At 72.2% G+C, this 20,078-nt stretch carries 19 protein-coding genes; 11 read left to right on the top strand and 8 right to left on the bottom strand.

Annotated elements, in window-relative coordinates; translation table 11 throughout:
* Positions 1-6: 6 nt before the first annotated feature.
* The 3 genes from ABD841_RS24110 to ABD841_RS24100 all read right to left on the bottom strand — a co-directional run bounded on the left by ABD841_RS24110 (position 7) and on the right by ABD841_RS24100 (position 3,256).
* Entirely contained in the window at positions 7-1,419 is a 1,413-nt protein-coding gene (locus ABD841_RS24110; RefSeq protein WP_344976108.1) for an NAD-dependent malic enzyme, read from the bottom strand.
* A gap of 280 nt (positions 1,420-1,699) precedes the next feature.
* Positions 1,700-2,626, bottom strand: coding sequence for a tetratricopeptide repeat protein (locus ABD841_RS24105; RefSeq protein ID WP_344976047.1), 927 nt, complete (start codon positions 2,624-2,626; stop codon positions 1,700-1,702).
* A 96-nt stretch (positions 2,627-2,722) separates the two neighbouring features.
* Complete coding sequence (locus ABD841_RS24100; RefSeq protein WP_344976044.1) at positions 2,723-3,256, bottom strand: MarR family winged helix-turn-helix transcriptional regulator; 534 nt, start codon at positions 3,254-3,256, stop codon at positions 2,723-2,725.
* A gap of 288 nt (positions 3,257-3,544) precedes the next feature.
* On the opposite strand from ABD841_RS24100, the gene ABD841_RS24095 reads away from it, so the two are divergent.
* Both ABD841_RS24095 and ABD841_RS24090 read left to right on the top strand, forming a co-directional pair.
* Positions 3,545-5,014 (top strand): hypothetical protein, encoded by a 1,470-nt coding sequence (locus ABD841_RS24095; protein WP_344976042.1) that lies wholly within the window; start codon positions 3,545-3,547, stop codon positions 5,012-5,014.
* Positions 5,015-5,069: 55 nt separating this feature from the next.
* Complete coding sequence (locus ABD841_RS24090; protein WP_344976039.1) at positions 5,070-5,744, top strand: DUF4230 domain-containing protein; 675 nt, start codon at positions 5,070-5,072, stop codon at positions 5,742-5,744.
* Positions 5,745-5,908: 164 nt separating this feature from the next.
* Here ABD841_RS24090 and ABD841_RS24085 read toward each other — a convergent pair whose 3' ends face one another.
* A complete protein-coding gene (locus ABD841_RS24085; protein ID WP_344976036.1) occupies positions 5,909-7,096 on the bottom strand; it encodes an acetyl-CoA C-acetyltransferase in 1,188 nt (395 codons plus the stop codon).
* Positions 7,097-7,181: 85 nt separating this feature from the next.
* Here ABD841_RS24085 and mce point away from each other — a divergent pair, with 85 nt between their 5' ends.
* From mce to ABD841_RS24070, 3 genes are all read left to right on the top strand, one after another.
* A complete protein-coding gene (mce, locus tag ABD841_RS24080; RefSeq protein WP_344976105.1) occupies positions 7,182-7,643 on the top strand; it encodes a methylmalonyl-CoA epimerase in 462 nt (153 codons plus the stop codon).
* A 156-nt stretch (positions 7,644-7,799) separates the two neighbouring features.
* A complete protein-coding gene (locus tag ABD841_RS24075) occupies positions 7,800-9,095 on the top strand; it encodes a DivIVA domain-containing protein (protein ID WP_344976033.1) in 1,296 nt (431 codons plus the stop codon).
* A gap of 174 nt (positions 9,096-9,269) precedes the next feature.
* Positions 9,270-10,559, top strand: coding sequence for an AI-2E family transporter (locus ABD841_RS24070; RefSeq protein WP_344976030.1), 1,290 nt, complete (start codon positions 9,270-9,272; stop codon positions 10,557-10,559).
* Here ABD841_RS24070 and ABD841_RS24065 read toward each other — a convergent pair.
* The 4 genes from ABD841_RS24065 to ABD841_RS24050 all read right to left on the bottom strand — a co-directional run bounded on the left by ABD841_RS24065 (position 10,519) and on the right by ABD841_RS24050 (position 13,999).
* Positions 10,519-11,310 carry an alpha/beta fold hydrolase gene (locus ABD841_RS24065; RefSeq protein WP_344976028.1) on the bottom strand — a complete coding sequence of 264 codons (792 nt, stop codon included), beginning with the start codon at positions 11,308-11,310 and terminating at the stop codon, positions 10,519-10,521. The genes ABD841_RS24070 and ABD841_RS24065 overlap by 41 nt on opposite strands.
* 171 nt (positions 11,311-11,481) lie before the next feature.
* Positions 11,482-12,195 (bottom strand): alpha/beta hydrolase, encoded by a 714-nt coding sequence (locus ABD841_RS24060; protein WP_344976026.1) that lies wholly within the window; start codon positions 12,193-12,195, stop codon positions 11,482-11,484.
* A gap of 8 nt (positions 12,196-12,203) precedes the next feature.
* The gene (locus tag ABD841_RS24055; RefSeq protein WP_344976023.1) at positions 12,204-12,524 is read right to left on the bottom strand and encodes an ATP/GTP-binding protein; all 321 of its coding nucleotides are present in this window, start codon (positions 12,522-12,524) and stop codon (positions 12,204-12,206) included.
* A complete protein-coding gene (locus ABD841_RS24050) occupies positions 12,521-13,999 on the bottom strand; it encodes a 3-hydroxyacyl-CoA dehydrogenase family protein (protein ID WP_344976021.1) in 1,479 nt (492 codons plus the stop codon). Before ABD841_RS24050 ends, ABD841_RS24055 begins: the two co-directional genes overlap by 4 nt.
* Before the next feature lie 223 nt (positions 14,000-14,222).
* On the opposite strand from ABD841_RS24050, the gene nucS reads away from it, so the two are divergent.
* The 6 genes from nucS (at position 14,223) to ABD841_RS24020 (ending at position 20,067) form a co-directional block, all read left to right on the top strand.
* The gene (gene nucS, locus ABD841_RS24045; protein ID WP_344976018.1) at positions 14,223-14,885 is read left to right on the top strand and encodes an endonuclease NucS; all 663 of its coding nucleotides are present in this window, start codon (positions 14,223-14,225) and stop codon (positions 14,883-14,885) included.
* A gap of 96 nt (positions 14,886-14,981) precedes the next feature.
* Positions 14,982-15,827 carry an ABC transporter ATP-binding protein gene (locus ABD841_RS24040; RefSeq protein WP_344976015.1) on the top strand — a complete coding sequence of 282 codons (846 nt, stop codon included), beginning with the start codon at positions 14,982-14,984 and terminating at the stop codon, positions 15,825-15,827.
* Positions 15,824-16,666, top strand: a complete 843-nt coding sequence (locus ABD841_RS24035) for an ABC transporter permease (protein ID WP_344976013.1) — start codon at positions 15,824-15,826, stop codon at positions 16,664-16,666. The genes ABD841_RS24040 and ABD841_RS24035 overlap by 4 nt, the downstream gene beginning before the upstream one ends.
* A complete protein-coding gene (locus tag ABD841_RS24030) occupies positions 16,624-17,859 on the top strand; it encodes a sensor histidine kinase (protein ID WP_344976010.1) in 1,236 nt (411 codons plus the stop codon). The genes ABD841_RS24035 and ABD841_RS24030 overlap by 43 nt, the downstream gene beginning before the upstream one ends.
* Positions 17,860-17,861: 2 nt before the next feature.
* Positions 17,862-18,485: a response regulator gene (locus tag ABD841_RS24025; protein ID WP_344976007.1), complete on the top strand. Its 624-nt coding sequence runs from the start codon at positions 17,862-17,864 to the stop codon at positions 18,483-18,485.
* Positions 18,486-18,582: 97 nt separating this feature from the next.
* Positions 18,583-20,067, top strand: a complete 1,485-nt coding sequence (locus ABD841_RS24020) for an aldehyde dehydrogenase family protein (RefSeq protein ID WP_344976004.1) — start codon at positions 18,583-18,585, stop codon at positions 20,065-20,067.
* Positions 20,068-20,078: the final 11 nt, after the last annotated feature.

Raw genomic sequence — 20,078 nt, 5'->3', positions numbered from 1 at the left:
GCTCCGTCAGGCCTCGGTCATGCCCGTGCGCGCGCGGCCGCCGGCCGACTCGCGCACCGCGGCCGCGACGGCGGTCGACACGTCCGCGTGGAACACGCTGGGGATAATGTAGTTGGGGCCGAGCTCCTCGTCGGTGACCACGGCGGCCAGCGCGCGGGCGGCGGCCAGCAGCATCTCCTGGCTGACCACGCTGGCCTGCGCGTCGAGAAGGCCGCGGAAGACACCGGGGAAGGCCAGGACGTTGTTGATCTGATTCGGGTAGTCCGAGCGGCCGGTGGCGACCACGGCGGCGTGCTCGCGGGCGGCGTCGGGCGAGACCTCGGGCTCGGGGTTGGCCAGGGCGAAGACCACGGCGTCCTTGGCCATGGTGGCGATGTCGTCGCCGTTGAGGATGCCCGGCGCGGAGACCCCGATGAACACGTCGGCGCCCTTGACGGCGCCGCGCAGGTCGCCCGCGTAGCCGTCGGCGTTGGTGTGCTCGGCGATCCACCGGAGCGAGTCGTCCAGGTCCTGACGGCCCCGGTGCACCGCGCCCAGGTAGTCGCAGACGATCACGTTGCGGGCACCGGCCGCGAGCAGCAGGCGCAGCACCGCCGTACCGGCCGCGCCGGCGCCGGCGAGCGCGATCCGGACCTCGCCGATCTCCTTGCCGACCACGCGCAGCGCGTTGGTGAGGGCGGCCAGCACGCAGATCGCGGTGCCGTGCTGGTCGTCGTGGAAGACCGGGATGTCGAGCAGGTCGCGCAGCCGCCGCTCCACCTCGAAGCAGCGCGGCGCCGAGATGTCCTCCAGGTTGATGCCGCCGAAGCCGGGAGCGATGATCTGGACGGTCCGCACGATCTCGTCGACGTCCTGGGTGTCGAGGCAGATCGGCCAGGCGTCGATGTCGGCGAACCGCTTGAACAGCGCGGCCTTGCCCTCCATCACGGGAAGCGCGGCGGCCGGGCCGATGTTGCCCAGGCCGAGCACCGCCGAGCCGTCGGTGACGACGGCGACGGTGTTGCGCTTGATGGTCAGCCGGCGGGCGTCCTCGGGATTGCGGGCGATGGCCATGGAGACCCGGGCGACGCCGGGCGTGTAGGCCATCGAGAGCTCGTCGCGGTTGCGCAGCGGCACCTTCGACTTCATCTCGATCTTGCCGCCGAGGTGCATGAGGAAGGTCCGGTCGGAGACCTTGTGGATGACGACGCCCTCGACGGCTTCGAGCTTGTCCACGATGGCCTGGGCGTGGTCGGTGTCACGCGTGGCGCAGGTGACGTCGATGCGCAGCGTCTCGTGCCCGGCCGTGGTCACGTCGAGCGCGGTGACCACGCCTCCGGCGGACTCTACGGCATGGGTGAGCTGACTGACGGCCTTGCCGCCGGCCGGCACCTCAAGGCGCACGGTGATGGAGTACGAAACACTCGGCACGGTGGCCACAGTCAACCCGCTCCTTTGCGACTGACTTTGGGTGGGATGCCTTCCATCGTGCCATCACCGGACGGGTGCACGCGCCCGGACAGCTGACTCGGAGCCGCCGATGCGGTCACAATCCGTCTACGGCGAGCCACCCGAGGGTCTCCGCACGGACCGGGAGACCCGCGGCGGGAGGACCCGCCGCGGAGGACCGCCCCGGACCGCGCGTCCGGGACGGGACTCCCGGTGCCGGAGACGCCCGGTAACCCTGCGGGCCCGGAGCGGAGCCGAAGCCCGGAGCGGCTCAGAACAGGGCACTGGCCAGGTTCCTGCGGGCCTTGGCAAGGGACGGGTCGTCGCCGGGGAGGGTGTCGAACAGGCCGAGCAGGTGGAGCCGGGCCTTGTCACGGTCGGCGCCCGAGGTGCGGCGCACCACGCCGATGAGGCGGTCGAACGCCTCGTCGACCTCGCCGGAGAGCATCTCGAAGTCGGCGGCCAGGAGCTGGGCATCGAGGTCCGCCGGGTCGCCCAGGCGGCGCTGCACGTCGGCGGGGTCGACGTCCTGGGTGCGCCGGATCAGGCCGAGCCCGGCCAGGCCCAGCTTGGCGTCCTGGTTGTTCGGCGAGCGGGCCAGCAGCCGCTCGTACGCGGCCACCGCGGCGTCGAGGTCACCGGCGTCGATCGCCTGCTCGGCGGCCACGATCTCGGGCTCGGCCGGGGGCTCCTGCGGCGCCGCCTGACCGCCCTCGCCGGGCGGCGGCAGGTACTGCGCCAGGGCCTCCATGAGCTGGGAGAGCCAGTCACGCAGCTGCGTCTCGGTGGCGATGCCGGGGGCGACCGCCACCGGCTGGCCCTGGAAGATGGCGTACACGGCGGGCACGTTCTGCACCCGGAGCGCCTGCGCGATCTGCGGGCTGAGCTCGACGTCGACCCGCGCGAGGACCCACCGGCCGGCGTTCTCCGCGGCCAGTTTCTCCAGCAGCAGGCTGTACTGCTTGGCCTGCTCGGCGCGGGAGACGGTGAGCTCCAGCAGCACGAGGCTGTTCATGGAGCGTTCGACGACGTCGGTCGCGAAGTTCGCGTCGGTGACGTCGACGACCGGCGCCGGAACACCGCCGGTTTCCTGCGCGGCGCTCTCCCGCCGCGCCTGTGCCTCAAGGGCCTGCTTGCGGGCGCCGAGATCGACGGCGCCGTAGAGCGATCCGGGTCGAGTGAAGTCCGCTGGGCTCATACCCCCAATCCTGCCGTATCCCGGCCGCTGCGCCCGACGCAGCACCCACGAAGCGGACGGGACCGGCCACGGACGCCGCGCGCCGGGCCGGGCCGGCTACCCCTCGAAGTCGCCGGCCGCGACGCGGAGAGTCCTGAACAGGTCGAACATCTGCTCCAGCTCGGACTCGCCGTACATGGTCATGGCGAAGTCCGCCGCCATCAGGTCACCGGTGGCCCGGCGCACGACATCCCGGCCACGGTCGGTGATCTCGGCCAGCACTCCCCGGCCGTCGCGGGGGTTGGGCAGGCGGCGCACCAGGCCGGCGCGTTCCAGGCGGCTGACGGTGTTCGTGACGCTCGTGGGGTGGACCATCAGGCGCTCGCCGATCTTGGACAGCGGCAGGGCCCCCGTCTTGCTGAAGGTGAGCAGCACCAGTGCCTCGTACCGCGCGAAGGTCAAGTCATACGGTTTGAGCAGCGCGTCCAGTTGCGCGAGCAGGATCTGGTGCGCTCTCATGATCGATGTGACGGCGGCCATGGCCGAGGAGGGCCCGAAGTGAACGCGCCACGTCTCCGCGGCGCGCTCGATGGGGTCGAACGGCAGATTCAGCTGACCTGTAACCACAGGGCTACGGTAGCGCGGCCTCATCCCGGTTCGCCCGTATACGAAGAGTAACCGGGCTGACGGCTTCACCAAGAACCCGGACGCCAAACGTCACGCTCCGTTATGGTTCCCACATCGAATGGTGAGGCCGTGGCCAAGTGGCCGCGCTGACTCAGTCCGGCCTGCAGGGGACGCGGGCCGGACCGGTGCCGAGGGGACCGGCTTCCGCACATTCATGGCACGGGGGGTGCTTGATGAACGACAGCTCGACGGCGTCCGGACACCATACGTACGCCTGTTCCGACGACGCGGCGTGGGCGGCCACGCCCACCGGTGCGTGAGCACAGGGGCGTTTCACGCGAGGAACTCCAGCAGAGCGGGCTGATGGCGGTCGCCGTCCTGCTCGTGCTCGGGGTTGTCGCGGCGTGGAGCGTCCTGGTTCCCGGCGTCAGCGCGTGGGAGAACATCATCGTCGCGGTGATCGGCTCGCTCCGGCTGACCGGCCCGGTGGCGGCCGCCTTCGCCGCCTGGGTCGCGGTCCGCAGGCGGCGCGGGGTCGGCAAGCGGTCGCTGACCACCTGGCAGGCGGTGCGGGCGCCGCTGGCGATCCTGGTGGTGACCGGCGGCGCCTTCACCGCCACGGTGATGGTCCTGGCGGTCAGGAGCATGCTCACCGAGCAGGCGGGGCGGCTGCTGCCCAGCGGCCTGGTCATGGGCGCCGCCGGGCTCGCGCTGTACGTGGTCATCGGCTGGGTGACCGGCTGGCTGCTGCCGTGGACGATCACTCCGGCGCTCGCCGGGCTCGGGTGCTACGGCCTGTTCACCGCGCTGTCCCAGGGGCCGACCTGGGCCGACCGGCTGGCCCCCGCCACACGGGAGCCGTACGACCCGTTCCAGGGGTTGAGCGCGGCGGCCTTCACCGACCAGACCCTCTGGCTCGTGGGAATCAGCGCCGCGCTGCTGCTCGGCTGGGCGGCGGTCGTGACGCGCCAGGCGCTCGTGCTGGCCGCCGCGCTGCTGGCGGTGCTGGCCGCGGGGACGGGCATGGCGCGGCTCTTCTCCGAGCAGCGGCCGGTCTCCGCACAGCGGGTCGTCTACAGCTGCCAGGAGTGGCCGATCATGGTGTGTGTGCACCCGGGGATGCACGCCGGCCTGCCCGAGCTGGGCTCGGCGTTCGTCAAGATCGCTTCCCGCCTGGCGGGGACGCCCGGCGAGTTCTCCCGGGTGGAGCAGCACCCCCGGCGCGACCAGGGCACCCTCGCCCCGGGCGTGATCGGGATCCACGTCGACGACCTGTCCGCCGGGTTCGCCGAGAGGGCCGCCGACGAGTTCGTCGACGGCCTGGCCGAGAGATGCGACGCCACCCCGGCCGCGGGGTACCGCGACATCGTCGCGGCGTGGCTGCGGGGCGAGCCGCTTCCCGGTGGTCCGCTCCCCGAGCACCAGTACGCCGCGGCGTGGTTCTCCGGGCTCACCGAGACGCAGCGGCGCGACTGGCTCCGGCTCTACTACGGCGACTTCACCGGCTGCCGGTTACAAAGCTCTCACTTCGGGGGGCAGACCGGTCAAGCCTCCCCGGCAGGGCAGGGCCCGCAATACCACACCCCGCCGGGACAGGGAGTGGGCGGCCGGTACGCCCCGCCGGAGCAGCGGGTGGGCGACGCCTCGGCCTGGTCGCGGCCGCGGGGCGGCCCCCTCCACCGGTCGCCCGGGGCGAGGTCGCGGGGCGGGACGCGCGAGCCGGCCGCCGGAGGGCGTGGCCCCTCCGCCGGCTCCCGGGCCGTTCTCCCGCCGCGGAGCTGACAAGATCGGCATAGGCTCCCGGTGAGAAGGCGGTCGCCGAGGGAAGGAGATCGGTGTGAAGGCCCCCCAAGAAGCTCCGCCCGAGGCTCCCCCGGCGCCTCGCAGGCGTCGCTGGCGCTTCCTCGCCGGGCTGCTCGTCGTCCTCGTCCTCCTCGCCGTGGGCGCTCGCCTGACGTGGTCGTGGCTGAACCCGTTCGGCGAGACCTCGATCGACCGGAGCCAGCCCGTGCTCCTGGAGTCGATCCATAACCTCAGCCGTTTCGAGGCGGCGACCGGCAACTTCCAGGTCGTGGTGGACCTGGAGAAGGACGCCGCGTTCCTGCCCGACGCGATCAAGGGCAGCCGGACCCTCTTCGTCGGCGCCGGCGGCGTCGACGCCTACGTCGACTTCGGCGGCCTGTCCCGGGGGGCGCTGACCGTCTCCCCCGACCGCACCGAGGTCACGATCAAGCTGCCCCGCGCCCAGCTGGAGAAGCCCAACCTCGACAACAAACGTTCCTACGTCTACGCCCAGCAGCGTGGCCTCTTCGACCGGGTCGAGGACTTCCTGTCCTCCTCCCCGGCCGACCAGCAGGAGCTCTACCTGCTGGCCGAGAAGAAGATCGCCGAGGCCGCCCAGGCCAGCGACCTGCGCAACCGGGCCGACCAGAACACCAAGATCATGCTGGAGGGGATGCTGAAGAGCCTCGGCTTCGAGAAGGTCACCGTCAAGTTCGCCGACGAGACCTGATTCCCCCGGGATCCGGGTTCACCGAGGCCCGGATCCCGCGGAGACCCGGCTCCACCGGGAGCCGGGTGACCGGGACGGCGACGCGGATGCCCGGGACCGCTCTCGAACGGCCCGAGGCGAAGGACGGCCGCGTTCAGCACCGTGACGCGACGCGACGGCCGCGTTCAGGACCGCGGGACGCTGATGACGAGGGCGTCGCCCTGGCCGCCACCGCCGCAGAGGCCCGCCGCGCCGACGCCGCCGCCCCGACGCCTGAGCTCGTGGGCCAGGGCGAGGACGATGCGGGCGCCGGAGGCCCCGATGGGGTGGCCGACGGCGATGCCGCCGCCGTTGACGTTGACCTTGTCGAGCGGGACGCCGAGCTCCTTCACCGACTGGAGGACCACCTGGGCGAAGGCCTCGTTGATCTCCAGCAGGTCGAGGTCGTCGGCGGAGAGGCCCTGCTTGCCGAGGGCGTGCTTGATCGCGTTGGCGGGCTGGGACTGCAGCGAGTTGTCCGGCCCGGCCACGTTGCCGTGGGCGCCGATCTCGGCCAGCCAGTCGAGCCCGAGTTCCTCGGCCTTCGCCTTGGACATCACGACCACCGCGCAGGCGCCGTCGGAGATCTGGGAAGACGACCCGGCGGTGATCGTGCCGTCCGGGTCGAACGCCGGCCGCAACCGGGCGAGGACCTCCACGGTGGTGTCGCCGCGCACGCCCTCGTCCGCGGAGAAGATCAGCGGCTCGCCCTTGCGCTGCGGGATCGGCACCGGGACGATCTCGTCGTCGAGCGTGCCGTTCTTGATCGCGGCGGCGGCGAGCTGGTGGGACCGCGCGGAGTAGGCGTCCTGCTCCTCGCGGGTCAGGCCGAGGCGCGCGTTGTGCCGCTCGGTGGACTGGCCCATGGCGACCTGGTCGTAGGCGTCGGTGAGGCCGTCGTAGGCCATCGAGTCGAGGATCTCGGCGGCGCCGTACTTCACGCCCTTGCGCAGCCCGGGCAGCAGGTGCGGGGCGTTCGACATCGACTCCATGCCGCCGGCGACCACGACGTCGAACTCGCCGGCCCGGATGAGCTGGTCGGCCAGGGCGATGGCGTCGAGCCCGGACAGGCACACCTTGTTGATGGTCAGGGACGGCACGGTCATGGGGATCCCGGCCTTGACGGCGGCCTGACGGGCGGGCATCTGGCCGGCGCCGGCCTGGAGGACCTGGCCCATGATGACGTACTGCACGGCTTCGGGGGCGACACCGGAGCGCTCCAGCGCGGCCTTGATCGCGATACCGCCCAGCTCGGTGGCCGAGAGGCCGGACAGCGAGCCGAGCAGCCGGCCGATGGGCGTGCGAGCTCCGGCGACTATGACGGAACCAGACATGACAGGGGGCCTCCCTGGCGGGACGTTGGGCGACTTTGCCACCATACCTATGAGCACCTACGCGATCGCCATGGAGGGCGGCCCTATGTTCATGCGTATCGACCATGTGGGAATCGCATGCCACGACCTCGAAGAGAAGATCGCGTTTTTCGAGCGGACCTTCGAGCTGACCGTGGTGGCCCGTGAGGTGAACGAGGAGCAGGGAGTCAAGGAGGCGATGCTGCACATCGCCGACGGGCAAGGCGGCGGGTCTTACATTCAGTTGCTCGAACCGCTCGGCCCGGACACGCCGGTTGGAAAATTCCTGGCAAAGCGCGGAGAAGGCGTGCATCATGTCGCCTTCGGCGTCCCGGACGTCGCGCAAGCTCTGGAGACGATCGGCGGCCGGGGCGTCCGGCTGCTCGACGAGAAACCACGCCACGGCTCGATGGGCTCGTCGATCGCGTTTCTTCATCCCAAAGACGTTGGCGGAATGCTGACAGAGCTGGTCCAGGCTCCTGAAAGAGGAGCAGACACCACCCCGAATGCAAGAAACGTTCATACATAACAAGTCGCGCATAAAGTCGGACGGGACCTCCAACGTGGCAATGGCGGAGTACGCTGGCGTACCACCGGACGTGGGTCCCGCCCCGGCTCCCGCCTCGGATGCCAGAACCCCCGCCCGGCCCGTGTAGCCGTCTCGCCAACCCAGGATCGAGCCTCCATGCAGTCCGACATCGACGCCCAGCTCAACAACTTCTTTGAAGACGCCCCCGCTCGGGAATTCGACGTGGTGCTCCGGGGCTATGACCGGCACCAGGTCCACGATCACCTGAAGCAGCTCGACGGCGAGCTGCGGCAGTCACGGGAGCAGATCCAGGCTCTCCAGCGTGACCTGGCCGACTCCCAGCGGCAGCTGCAGGAGCAGGAGCGCCCGACCTACTCCGGTCTCGGCGCGCGGATCGAGCAGCTGCTCCGCCTCGCCGAGGAGCAGGCCACCGAGCTCGTGCAGGCCGCCAGGGCCGAGGCGAACGAGATCAAGGCCACGGCCAAGGTCGAGGCCGCCGACCTGCGCGCCGCCGCGGAGAACGAGGCGGCCGAGAAGCGCGCCCTCGCCACCCGCGAGGCCGACGAGATGCGCACCACCGCCGAGCGCGAGGCCGACGAGATCCGCTCGACCGCCCGCCGCGAGGCCGACGAGCTGACCGCCACCACCGAGCGCGAGGTCTCCAAGCTGCGGGCCACCGCCGACCACGAGGTGGCCGAGAAGCGCGCCGACGCCGAGCGCGAGATCGCCAAGCTCCGCACCACCACCGAGCGCGAGGTGGCGCAGCTGCGCGCCTCGACCAAGCGCGAGCGCGACGAGGTGCTCACCACCGCCAAGCGCCAGGCCGACGAGATGCGCGCCCAGGCCCAGCGGGTGCTGGAGGAGTCGGAGGCCAAGCGGGCCCAGGACGAGGCGGAGTTCGAGATCCAGCTCGCCGCCCGCCGCGAGGAGGCCGAGCGGCAGGAGGCCGAGCGCCACGCCACCGCCCAGGCGGCCACCCAGAAGCTGGTCGCCGAGGCCGAGCAGCGGGCGGCCACCGCCGAGCAGCGGGCCACCAAGGCCACCCAGCAGGCCGAGCAGACCCGTCGCGAGGCCGACACGCACGCCAAGCAGCTGCTGGCCAACGCCCGCAAGAACGCCGACCAGATCGTCTCCGAGGCCAAGACGAGCGCCGAGTCGATCGTCTCCGAGGCCAAGGCCGAGGCCGAGCGGAGTCGTTCGGTCGCCCAGCGCCAGGTCGACGAGCTGACCCGTCAGCGTGACAGCATCACCAGCCACCTCGCGCAGCTGCGCCAGCTGCTCGGCGGTGCGCCGCTCCCGGCCGCCGACCCGGAGCCCGCGATCGTCGCGGCCCCGCCGAAGCCGGCCATTCCCGCCGCCAACGGCATCGCCGACAAGCCGGCACCCGCCCCGGCCCCGGCGCCCGCCAGGGCCGAGACCAAGGACGACGACGCGGAGTGGTGGCAGGAGTAGCAGGCGATGGACAGGCGTTGACTCCGGGGCGTTGACGACGGCTGCGAAAGAGCCTGGCGACCGTGACGGTCGCTAGGCTCTTTTCCGTCTGCCCTCGTCCCTAGCTCCTCGTCCCCCGCCCTCGTCTCTCCCCCGCTCCCCGACCCAGCACCCCGACCGCCAGGAGCAGCAACCGTGCCCGACGCGTCCCCGGTATCCGACGACCCCAAGGCCCCTGCCCCGGCTCCCCGCGCTCTCGCCGAGCCCGTGGACGGCTCCCCGGAAGCTCGGCGCCCCCGGTCCGAGGCCCCGGTCCCCGCACGCGACGCCCGGGACCTCCCGGCCGGGGTCCCGGCCGCCGCGCCGGAGCCCACAGCCCTCCCCCCGGACGCCCGGGAGGCCGGCGGCCCGCCCGGAGCCCGGGAAGAGGGCGAGGCCCCGTACGGACGGCCGGGCAAGCCCCTGGCCAGAAGCCCGTTCGTGGTGGGCCTGACCGCCGGGATGGGCCTGCTGACCGCGTGGGCGCTCTCCCAGGCGCTGGTCACCGCGCGGAGCGTGATCGTGCTGATCGTGGTGGCGATGTTCCTCGCCGTGGGGCTCAACCCGGCCGTGGAGGCGCTGCAGCGGCGGCGGATGGCCAGACGCTGGGCGATCTCGATCGTCTTCGGCGCGGTGATCCTGTTCTTCGTGCTCTTCGGCCTGGCCATCGTCCCGCCGGTGAGCCAGGAGGCCGCCTCGTTCGTCGGCGCGGTCCCCGGCTACGTCCAGGAACTGCTCGCCAACCCCACCCTCAAGCAGCTGGACACCGACTACCAGATCCTGACCAGGCTCGGCGACTACATCACCAGCGGCGGCCTGGCCCAGAGCGTGGCGGGCGGCCTGGTGGGCGCGGGAGCGGTGGTGTTCGACGCGTTCTTCTCCGGCCTGACGTTGCTGGTCCTGACGCTGTACTTCCTGGGCTCACTGCCCTCGATCAAGGACTATCTCTTCGCGCTCGTGCCGAGCAGCCGCAGGACGCGCACCCGGGCGCTCGGCGACGAGATCCTCAACGGCATCGGCGGCTACGTCGCCGGGAACCTGCTGATCTCGGTGATCGCGGGCGTGGTGACCTGGGTGTTCCTCGCGGTGCTGAACGTCGAGTACGCCCTGGCCCTGGCCCTGGTGGTGGCGGTGACCGACCTCGTCCCGCTGGTCGGCGCGATCATCGGCGCGGTGCTGGTGACCGGGGTGGCCCTGCTGCAGTCGGGCACCCTCGGCATCGCCTGCGGGATCTTCTTCCTGATCTACCAGCAGGTGGAGAACTACCTGATCTACCCGCGCGTGATGAAGCGCTCGGTGGACGTCGCCCCGGCGGTCACCGTGGTCGCCGCGCTGTTCGGCGGCACGCTGCTCGGCATCGTCGGGGCGCTGCTGGCCATCCCGGTGGCCGCCGCGCTGGCGCTGATCATCCGTGAGGTGGTGATCCCCCGGCAAGCTCGGCTGTGAAGCCGGCCACCGCCCGGTTGAACGCCTCGGGCTGCTCGACCGCGCTCAGGTGACCCGCCTTCTCGATCACGGCCAGCCGGCCGTCGGGCACGGCGTCGACCATCGCCTCGGCGGTGGCGAGCGGGATGAGCTCGTCCTCCTCCCCCGCGATCACCAGGGCAGGAACCTCGAGCCCGCGCAGGGTGTCGAGGGAGTCGGGGCGGGCGGCCATCGCGCGCTGCGCCCAGGCGACGGCCGCGGGCGGGGCCGACTGGACCAGCCCGCGCACCCGCCCGAACACCATCGCCCTGCGCTGGGCGGTGGTCCGCCCGACGAGCCCGGGAAGCACCTCCTCCAGCAGGATGGCCGGGCCCGCGTCGAGCACGGCGGCGGCGATCCGTTCCCGGTTGACCCGGACGGCCTCCGGATCGGCGGTCGCCTTCGTACTGGCGAGGATCACCCCCCGCACCCGGTCGGGATGGCGGCGGCACAGGGCCATCGTGACGTAGCCGCCCATGGACAGCCCGCCGACGACGGCGCGGTCGACGCTCTCGTGGTCGAGCAGGCGGACGACGTCGTCGGCCATCACGTCCACGGAAGGCTCGTCGTCGCCGAGCACCGAGCCGCCGAAACCGCGCAGGTCGGGGGTGATGACCTTGCAGACGGCCGCGAGACCCTCGCGCTGGGCCAGCCACATGGCCGATGACAGGGGGAAGGCGTGGAGGAGGACGACCGGAAGTCCCTCGCCCGCCGATCGGGTGTACAGCTGCACGCCGTCCACCGTAATCCCGTGATCCCCGTCTGGCACCCCGGATCCGCAACGAGCCGTGACACGGTGGCGGCCTCCCGTCACCACGGGGGCACCGGGCCGGCGGCGCACGCCGGCCGGGTGCCCGGGGAGGGCCGTCTCCCCGGGCCCGCCGGGGCGGGCCCGGACGGAGTGCTACGAGCCGGCGATCTCGGTGGGGAGGGGGTAGGCGGCCGGGTTCACCCGGCGGACGATCTCGTTGAGGACGATCCGCACGTACGGCTCGCCGACCCACAGGTGCTTGGCGTCGTCCACCCCGATGACCTCGGCCTGGGGCACCCGGGCGAAGCGCTCGCGAGCCTGGTCCGGCCGCAGGTAGTCGTCGAACTCGGGGACCAGCACGGTCAGCGGCCGGCCGAACTCCGCCCACCCGTCCAGGTCGGCGTCGGTGGCCCGGTGCAGCGGCGGGGAGAGCAGGACGGCGCCCTCCACGAGCGGGTCGCGGCCCCACTTGAGGGTGAGCTCGGTGCCGAAGGACCAGCCGACCAGCCAGACCCGGGGCAGGTCGTGGAAGTCGGCGTACTCCAGGGCGGCGACGACGTCCAGGCGCTCGTCCTCGCCACCGCCGAAGGCGCCCTCGGAGGCGCCCCGCTCGGAGGTGGTGCCGCGGGTGTTGAACCGCAGCACGGCCAGGTCCGCGAGAGCGGGCAGCCGGTTGGCGGCCTTGCGGTAGACGTGGCTGTCCATCATGCCGCCGTGGGTGGGCAGCGGGTGCAGGCACACCAGTGTGGCCACGGGAGGCCTGTCCGCCGGGAGGGCCAGCTCGCCGACGAGCGTCAGCCCGTCACCGGTGTGCAGCTCGATCGGCTCCCGGCGCGCGGGCAGCACCGTAGAGGCCCTGATCTCCATGTCTCTCCTCAATATCTGCTCCGGCCGGGACCACGCTTGACCCGGTTGCGCCAGCACGCGGTGTGCCAGTGCCTGCGCTCGTCCTCGCCGCCCGGCCAGGCGGGCCAGCTGACCAGGTGCGGCAGGCCGGCCCTGATCTCCTGGTCACAACCCGGGCAGCGGTAGACCTTGTCCGTTCCGGCCCCGGTGACGCGGCGCACCCGCCAGTCTCCGTCGGGCCACTCCTCGATCCGGTCGACCCCTGGCACGGACCCGCCGACGGGCCGGGAGGCACCCCGGTTGCCGCCGCGGTCGAAGGGGTCCAGCCGGCGGGACCTGCGAGGGCTCACGGCAGATCACGGAAGCTTCGCACCCCGGCCACGACGAGCCGCTCCAGCAGCGGCGCCGGCGCCAGGTACGGCTCCCGGTACTCGGCGTACAGGGCGCGCAGGCCGTCGCGGACGGCCGGAAGGCCCAGCTCGTCGAGGGTCTCGAACGGTCCGGCCGGGTAACCGCAGCCCAGCCGCATGGCCGTGTCGATGTCGTCGGCGGAGGCGTAACCGGACTCGTACATGCGCACGGCGTCGTTGAGGTACGGGTACAGGAGGGCGTCGACCACGAACTCGGCCCGGTCCTTGCACGCCACCGGCACCCGGCCGGCGATGCGGACCAGGCCCTCGACCGCCTGGGCGACCTCGGGCGCGGTGAGCACGGTGGACGCGACCTCGGCGACCCGTTCGCCCACCAGGTGCAGGCCGACCAGGCGCTCGGGATGCGGCAGGCCGGCGGCCAGCTCGATCACCGGGGTGCTGGACAGCGCGATGACCGCCTCGGCGTCCTCGGCAGGAACGATCTTGAAACCCGCCTCGGCGAGCCGGGTGCCGAAGGCGTCGCCCCCCTCGCCCAGGAACGCGACCGTGTGCGCCGACGACTTGCCGGCCGGCGGCTTGGCCGCCTCCGGCCCGCCGTCCGCGGTGGGGTAGAAGCCGCCGCGGGCCTTGCGGCCGAGCAGACCCGCGCTGACCAGCTCGCGCAGGATCGGCGCGGGGGCGTGGCGGCGGTCGCGGCTCTCCTGGAACAGGACGCTCAGCACCTCGTAGGAGGTGTCCAGGCCGATCAGGTCGAGCAGGGCGAAGGGGCCCATCGGCAGGCGGGCGCCGAGCCGCATCGCGGTGTCGATACCGTCGCGGGTGGCCATCCCGCCCTCCAGCAGGAGGGCGGCGTGGTTGAGGTACGGCAGCAGCAGCCGGTTGACCACGAACCCGGCGCGGTCGCCGACGGTCACCGGGGTCTTGCCGAGCCGCCGCGCGAGGTCGGCCACCTCCGCGGCCAGGCCCTCCTCGGTGACCAGCGTGTGGATCACCTCGACCAGCCGCATGACCGGCGCGGGGTTGAAGAAATGCATGCCGATCACCCGCCCCGGGCGGGTGGTACCGGCCGCGATCGCGGTGACCGAGAGCGAGGAGGTGTTGGTGGCCAGCACCGCCGACGGCTTGCAGACGCGGTCCAGGTCGGTGAAGAGCGCCTGCTTGAACTCCATCACCTCGGGGATGGCCTCGATGACCAGATCCACCTGGGCGAGATCCTCCAGGGAGGTGGTGAGGGTCACCCGGCCGAGGATCGCCGCGCTCTCGGCCTCGGTCAGCTTGCCCTTGGCGACCGCGCGGCCGACGGAGCCCTCCAGGTGCCCCCGCCCGCGCGCCAGCGCCTCCGGGTCGGCCTCCACGCCGATCACGCCCAGCCCGGCCCGGGCGAAGGACTCGGCGATCCCCGCACCCATCGTGCCGAGGCCGACCACTCCGACCGTCTCAAAAGTGCTCGCCATCACTCTCCCCACCACGCCTGCGTCACGGCCGTGAACTCCGGTCCGGGCCGGCGACCGCCCGTTCCGGCACCGGCAACAGTGTCCCAGAGAGGGGCAGGCCACCCCAAAGGGCGGGTGGGGCACCGGTGGGCGTCGGGAGGCGTCGGGAGGCGTCGGGAGGCGTCGGGAGGCGCGGCCTCCGGATCGAGGGGCCGGGACCTCGCCCTGCCGGTAGGGTTCGGTCATGCGTTTGGTCATCGCGCGGTGCAGCGTGGATTACGTCGGGAAGCTCACCGCCCATCTTCCGATGGCACCCCGCCTCATCCTCATCAAGGCCGACAGCAGCGTCTCCATCCATGCCGACGACCGCGCCTTCAAACCGCTGAACTGGATGAACCCGCCGTGCAAGCTCCGCGAGGAGGAGGGCACCTGGACGGTGACCCACGGCAAGACCGGCGAGAAGCTCGTCCTCACCATGGAGGAGATCCTCCACGACTCCAGTCACGAGCTGGGCGTCGACCCGGGCCTGATCAAGGACGGCGTCGAGGCCCACCTGCAGGAGCTGCTGGCCGAGCACATCACCACGCTGGGCGCGGGCTACACGCTCGTCCGGCGCGAGTACATGACGGCCATCGGTCCGGTCGACATCCTCTGCCGCGACCAGAACGGCGCAGCCGTGGCGGTGGAGATCAAGCGGCGCGGCGACATCGACGGCGTCGAGCAGCTCACCCGCTACCTGGAGCTGCTCAACCGCGACCCGCTGTTGGCCCCGGTGCGGGGAGTCTTCGCCGCCCAGGAGATCAAGCCGCAGGCCCGCGTGCTCGCCGCCGACCGCGGCATCGGCTGCGTCACCCTCGACTACGACGCCCTGCGCGGCATCGAGCCGGAGAACCCCACCCTCTTCTGAGCGCGGGGCCCGCGCGGCGGTGTCCTCCGAACGGTGGACACCCGGTTCCGTCGAACGTCGGTGCCGTGGGAACCCCGCGGACGCGACGCTTGAGGCATGACGACAGCGGTGAGAGTGAGAGGCCTGGCCAAGCGCTACGGCGACGTCCAGGCGGTCGGGGGGATCGACCTCGACATCCGGGAGGGCGAGGTGTTCGCGATCCTCGGCCCGAACGGGGCGGGTAAGTCGACCACGGTGGAGATCCTGGAGGGGTACCGCACCCGCGACGCCGGCGAGGTCAGCGTGCTGGGGGCGGACCCGGGGCGGCCCACCCGGGAGTGGCGCTCGCGGATCGGCATCGTGCTCCAGACGGCCGAGGACGCGGCCGAGGTGACCGTGCGCGAGGCCGTGCGGCACGTCGCGGGTTACTACCCGCGCGCCAAGGACCCGGACGAGGTGATCGAGCAGGTCGGGCTGACGGAGAAGGCCGGCAAGCGCATCCGGCAGCTCTCCGGCGGTCAGCGGCGCCGGGTGGACGTCGCGCTGGGCGTGATCGGCGATCCGGAGCTGCTCTTCCTGGACGAGCCGACCACCGGGTTCGACCCCGAGGCCCGCAGGCAGTTCTGGGACCTGATCAGGAGCCTGGCCCACGACGGCACGACCATCGTGCTGACCACCCACTACCTGGACGAGGTCGAGGCGCTGGCCGACCGGGTGACCGTGGTCGCCGGGGGGCGGGTCGTGGCCGAGGGCGAGCCCGGGACCCTGGGTGGCCGGGCCACCGCCAAGGCCACGGTGAGCTGGTCCGAGGGGGACGAGCGCCGCTCCCTGGAGACGGACGCGCCGACCGGGACCGTGCTGGAGCTGACCGGCCGCTTCGACGGCGAGGTTCCCGGGCTGACCGTGATCCGCCCCTCCCTGGAGGACATCTACCTCCGCCTCATCGGGGCAGGTGCGCGATGACCACGTCCGTGACCGAGACCCCCGCCGCCCGCCGCGCGGCGGCGCAGCCCTCCGCCGTGCGGCTGGGGCTGTCCCGGGCGGCCCTTGAGACCAGGATGTTCTTCCGCGAGAAGGACGCGGTCATCTTCACGTTCGCCTTCCCGATCGTCCTGCTGGTGATCTTCGGTTCGATCTTCTCGGGCGCTCTGGAGGGGACCGGGATCACCGTCTCCCAGCTCTACGTGGCCGGGCTGATCGGCGCCGCCACGATGACGGGCTTCCAGAACCTCGGGATCAGCATCGCGGTGGAGCGCGACGACGGCACGCTCAAGCGGCTGCGGGGCACGCCGCTGCCCCCCGCCGCGTACTTCGTCGGCAAGGCCCTCGTCACCCTGCTCGTCTCCTCCGTCCAGGTCGTCATCCTGCTGGCCATCGGGGTCGTGCTGTTCGACCTGGAACTGCCGTCGGAGGCGTCCAGGTGGGCCACCTTCGCCTGGGTGTTCGTGCTCGGTGTCCTCGGCTCGTCCCTGCTCGGCATCGCGGTCAGCAGCCTGCCCCGCTCACGCAAGAGCGCCACCGCGGTGATCACGATGCCGTTCGTGGTGCTGCAGTTCATCTCCGGGGTCTTCATCCCCGCCACCCAGCTCCCGTCCTGGCTGGTGAACGTCTCCGCCGTGTTCCCGCTCAAGTGGATGTGCCAGGGTTTCCGCTCGGTCTTCCTGGGGGACACCGGCGCCGCACTGGAGATCGCGGGGTCGTACGAGCTCGACCGGGTCGCCCTGGTTCTGGGAGCCTGGGTGGTCGGAGGACTGCTGCTGTGCCTGATGACGTTCCGCTGGAAGAGCCGCAGCGACGGATGACGTACGCCGACCGGCCGGGCCCCGTCCTCGGGAGGGCCAGGATCCACGCCTGGCAGTCGCTGCGCGTCTGGGAGGTGCTCCTGGCCGCCGGGACGCTCGCGCCCGTCGCGTCCACCCTGTTCAGCGAGGCGCCGCCGCGCGAGAAGGCGATCGTGACGGGCTGCCTGGGTGCGGTCCTGCCGCTCTACTTCCTGTTCGGCCGCCCGGCGATCCTCTCCGAGGACCGGCGGCGGGGAGCGGTCTACATCGCCGCGCTGGTCCTGCTGTTCCTTCCCGTCGGGCTCACCGCGCCGCACACCACGTTCGCCCTGTTCGGGCTCTGCCCGCAGTGCTTCATGGTCTTCCCCGTCAGGCGGGCGATGGTCGCGGTGATCGCGTTGAACCTCCCTCCGGCGATCCGCTACATGTTCCTGGGCGGCGATACGGAGCCGTTCAACTTCCTGATGGTCGTCACCATCATCCTGTTCTTCTCCGCCGTGTTCGGTGTCTGGATGGAACGGATCATGCGGCAGAGCGAGGAGCGGGCGGCCCTCATCCAGGAGCTGGAGAGCAGCCGGGCCGAGGTGGCCCGGCTCTCGGCCGAGCGCGGGGCGCAGGCCGAACGCGAGCGGCTCGCCGGGGAGATCCACGACACCCTGGCGCAGGGCTTCACCAGCATCATCATGCTGATCCAGGCGGCGCAGGCCCAGCCGGACCCGTCCCGTCACCTGGAGCTGGCCGTGCGGACGGCGCGGGAGAACCTGGCCGAGGCCCGCCTGCTGGTGACCACGTTGAGCCCGGCGCCGCTGGACGGCTCGTCGCTGGACGAGGCGTTGCGGCGGCTGACGAGGCGACTCGGCGAGGAGACCGGGCTGGCCGCCGGGTTCGAGATCTCCGGGGAGTCCCGGCCGCTGAGCCCGCCCGTCGAGGTGGTGCTCCTCCGCGCCGCCCAGGAGGGTCTGGCCAACGTGCGCAAGCACGCGGGGGCGGGCACCGTCGCCGTCTCGATCGCCTACCGGGACGGCTCGGTGCGGCTGGAGGTCCGCGACGACGGGCGCGGGTTCGACCCGGCGGGCGGTCAGGGGTACGGGCTGCGGGGCATGCGCGCTCGCGTGGAGCAGGTGGGCGGGGTTCTCCGCGTGACCGGTGCCCCGGGCGCGGGGACGTGCCTGGAGATCACCGTGCCCGCCGAACCTGCCGAGCGGGGAGTGTGACCGTGCTACGTGTGATGATCGTCGACGACCACCCGGTGGTCCGCGAGGGGCTGCGGGGGATGCTGGAGGCCGATCCGGGGATCACCGTGGTGGGCGAGGCGGCCTCCGGAGACGAGGCCGTCGTGCGGGCCGGGGACCTGGCTCCGGACGTGATCCTGATGGACCTGCGCATGCCGGGTGGCGACGGGGTGAGCGCGACCTCCCGCATCCTCGCCGCCCGGCCGGAGAGCCGGGTGGTCGTGCTGACCACCTACGAGACCGACGCCGACATCGTCCGGGCGGTCGAGGCGGGCGCCGCGGGCTACCTGCTGAAGGACACCTCCAGGGCCGACCTGCTGGCCGCGATCGCCGCCGCGGCGCGCGGGGAGACCGTGCTGTCGCCGTCGGTGGCGACCAAGCTGGTCACCCGGATGCGGGCACCCGCGGTCGAGTCGCTGTCGCCGCGTGAGACGGAGGTGCTCGCCCTGGTGGCCAGGGGGCTGACCAACGCCGAGATCGGCAGGGCCCTGTTCATCAGCGAGACCACGGTCAAGACCCACCTGCTGCGCGTCTTCGGCAAGCTCGGTGTCTCCGACCGTACCGCGGCCGTCACCACCGCCCTGGACCGCGGCCTGCTCACCCGGTAGGCGTCCGGCGGGCCGCCGTGTAAGTGATGGTTTACCGGATGGCGCGTCCCGGTCTATCGTGGGCGAACCGTGCCCGTACGGCGTAGAGGAGACCGCGATGACCACGACGACCGGACACCGCACCTTCGACTCCTTCGACCCCGCCACGGGCGCCGTCGTGGGCACTCACCCGATCCACGACGCGGTGGAGGTACGTGCCGCTGTGGCGGAGGCCGGGGTCGCCGCCACGTGGTGGGCCGGGCTGGGCTGGGCCGAGCGCAGGCGGCGGCTGCTCGACTACAAGGCGGTCATCACCCGCGACCTCGCCAGGATCGTGGGCGTCGTGCACCGGGAGACGGGCAAGCCCAAGGCCGACGCCACCCTGGAGGTGGTGCTGGCCATCACCCACCTCGACTGGGCCGCCAGGAACGCGCGCGGGGTGCTGGGGCCCAGGCGGCTCTTCCCCGGCCTGGTGGCCGCCAACGTCGCCGCCACCCTGGAGTACCTGCCGCTCGGGGTGGTCGGGGTGATCGGGCCGTGGAACTACCCGGTGTTCACCCCGATGGGGTCGATCGCCTACGCGCTGGCGGCCGGGAACGCGGTGGTGTTCAAGCCGAGCGAGCTGACCCCGGGCGTGGGGGTGCTGCTGGCCGAGCTGTTCGCCGAGGCCGTGCCGGAGCAGCCGGTGTTCCGCACCATCACCGGGCTGGGCGAGACCGGCGCGGCGCTGGCCGGCGACCCGGGGGTCGGGAAGATCGCCTTCACCGGCTCCACGGCCACCGCCAAGCGGGTGATGGCCGCGTGCGCGGCGAACCTGACGCCGCTGGTCGCCGAGTGCGGCGGCAAGGACGCGCTGATCGTGGACGCCGACGCCGATCTGCCCGCCGCGGCGGACGCGGCGCTGTGGGGCGCGTTGTCCAACGCGGGCCAGACATGTGCGGGCGTGGAGCGGATCTACGTGGTGGACGCGGTCTACGACGAGTTCATGGGGGAGCTCACCCGGCGGGCCGCGGCGGTGCGGGCCGGTCGCGACTACGGGCCGATCACCATGCCCGCCCAGCTCGACGTCATCCGGCGGCACATCGACGACGCGGTGGCGGGTGGCAGGGCCGTGGTGGGCGGGCCGGAGTCGGTCCGGGCGCCCTTCGTCGACCCGGTGATCGTCGAGGACGTGCCCGAGGATTCCGCGGCGGTTCGCGAGGAGACGTTCGGGCCGACCGTGACGGTCAAGCGGGTCGCCGACGCCGAAGAGGCCCTGCGGATGACCAACGCCGCCGCGTACGGCCTGGCCGGGACCGTCTTCTCGGGCGACGTCCGGCGGGCCATGGACCTCGCCCGCCGGATGCGCAGCGGGATGACCTCGATCAACTCGGTCATCTCGTTCGCGGCGATCCCCGCCCTGCCGTTCGGCGGGATCGGCGCCTCCGGTTTCGGCCGTATCCACGGCGCGGACGGGCTCCGCGAGTTCTCCCGGCCCAAGGCCGTCTCGCGGCAGCGCTTCGCGCTGCCCGGGATGAACCTCACCTCGTTCACCCGCGGGCAGGCGGAACTTGACCGGCTGGTCAGGGTTGTGACCTTCTTGCATGGACGACGCAAGCGGTGACGCCTTAACTC

The organism is Streptosporangium fragile, assembly GCF_039534445.1.
Lineage (GTDB): Bacteria > Actinomycetota > Actinomycetes > Streptosporangiales > Streptosporangiaceae > Streptosporangium > Streptosporangium fragile.
The sequence above is the reverse complement of the archived record's forward strand: the minus strand, read 5'-3'. Positions and strand labels throughout refer to the sequence as shown.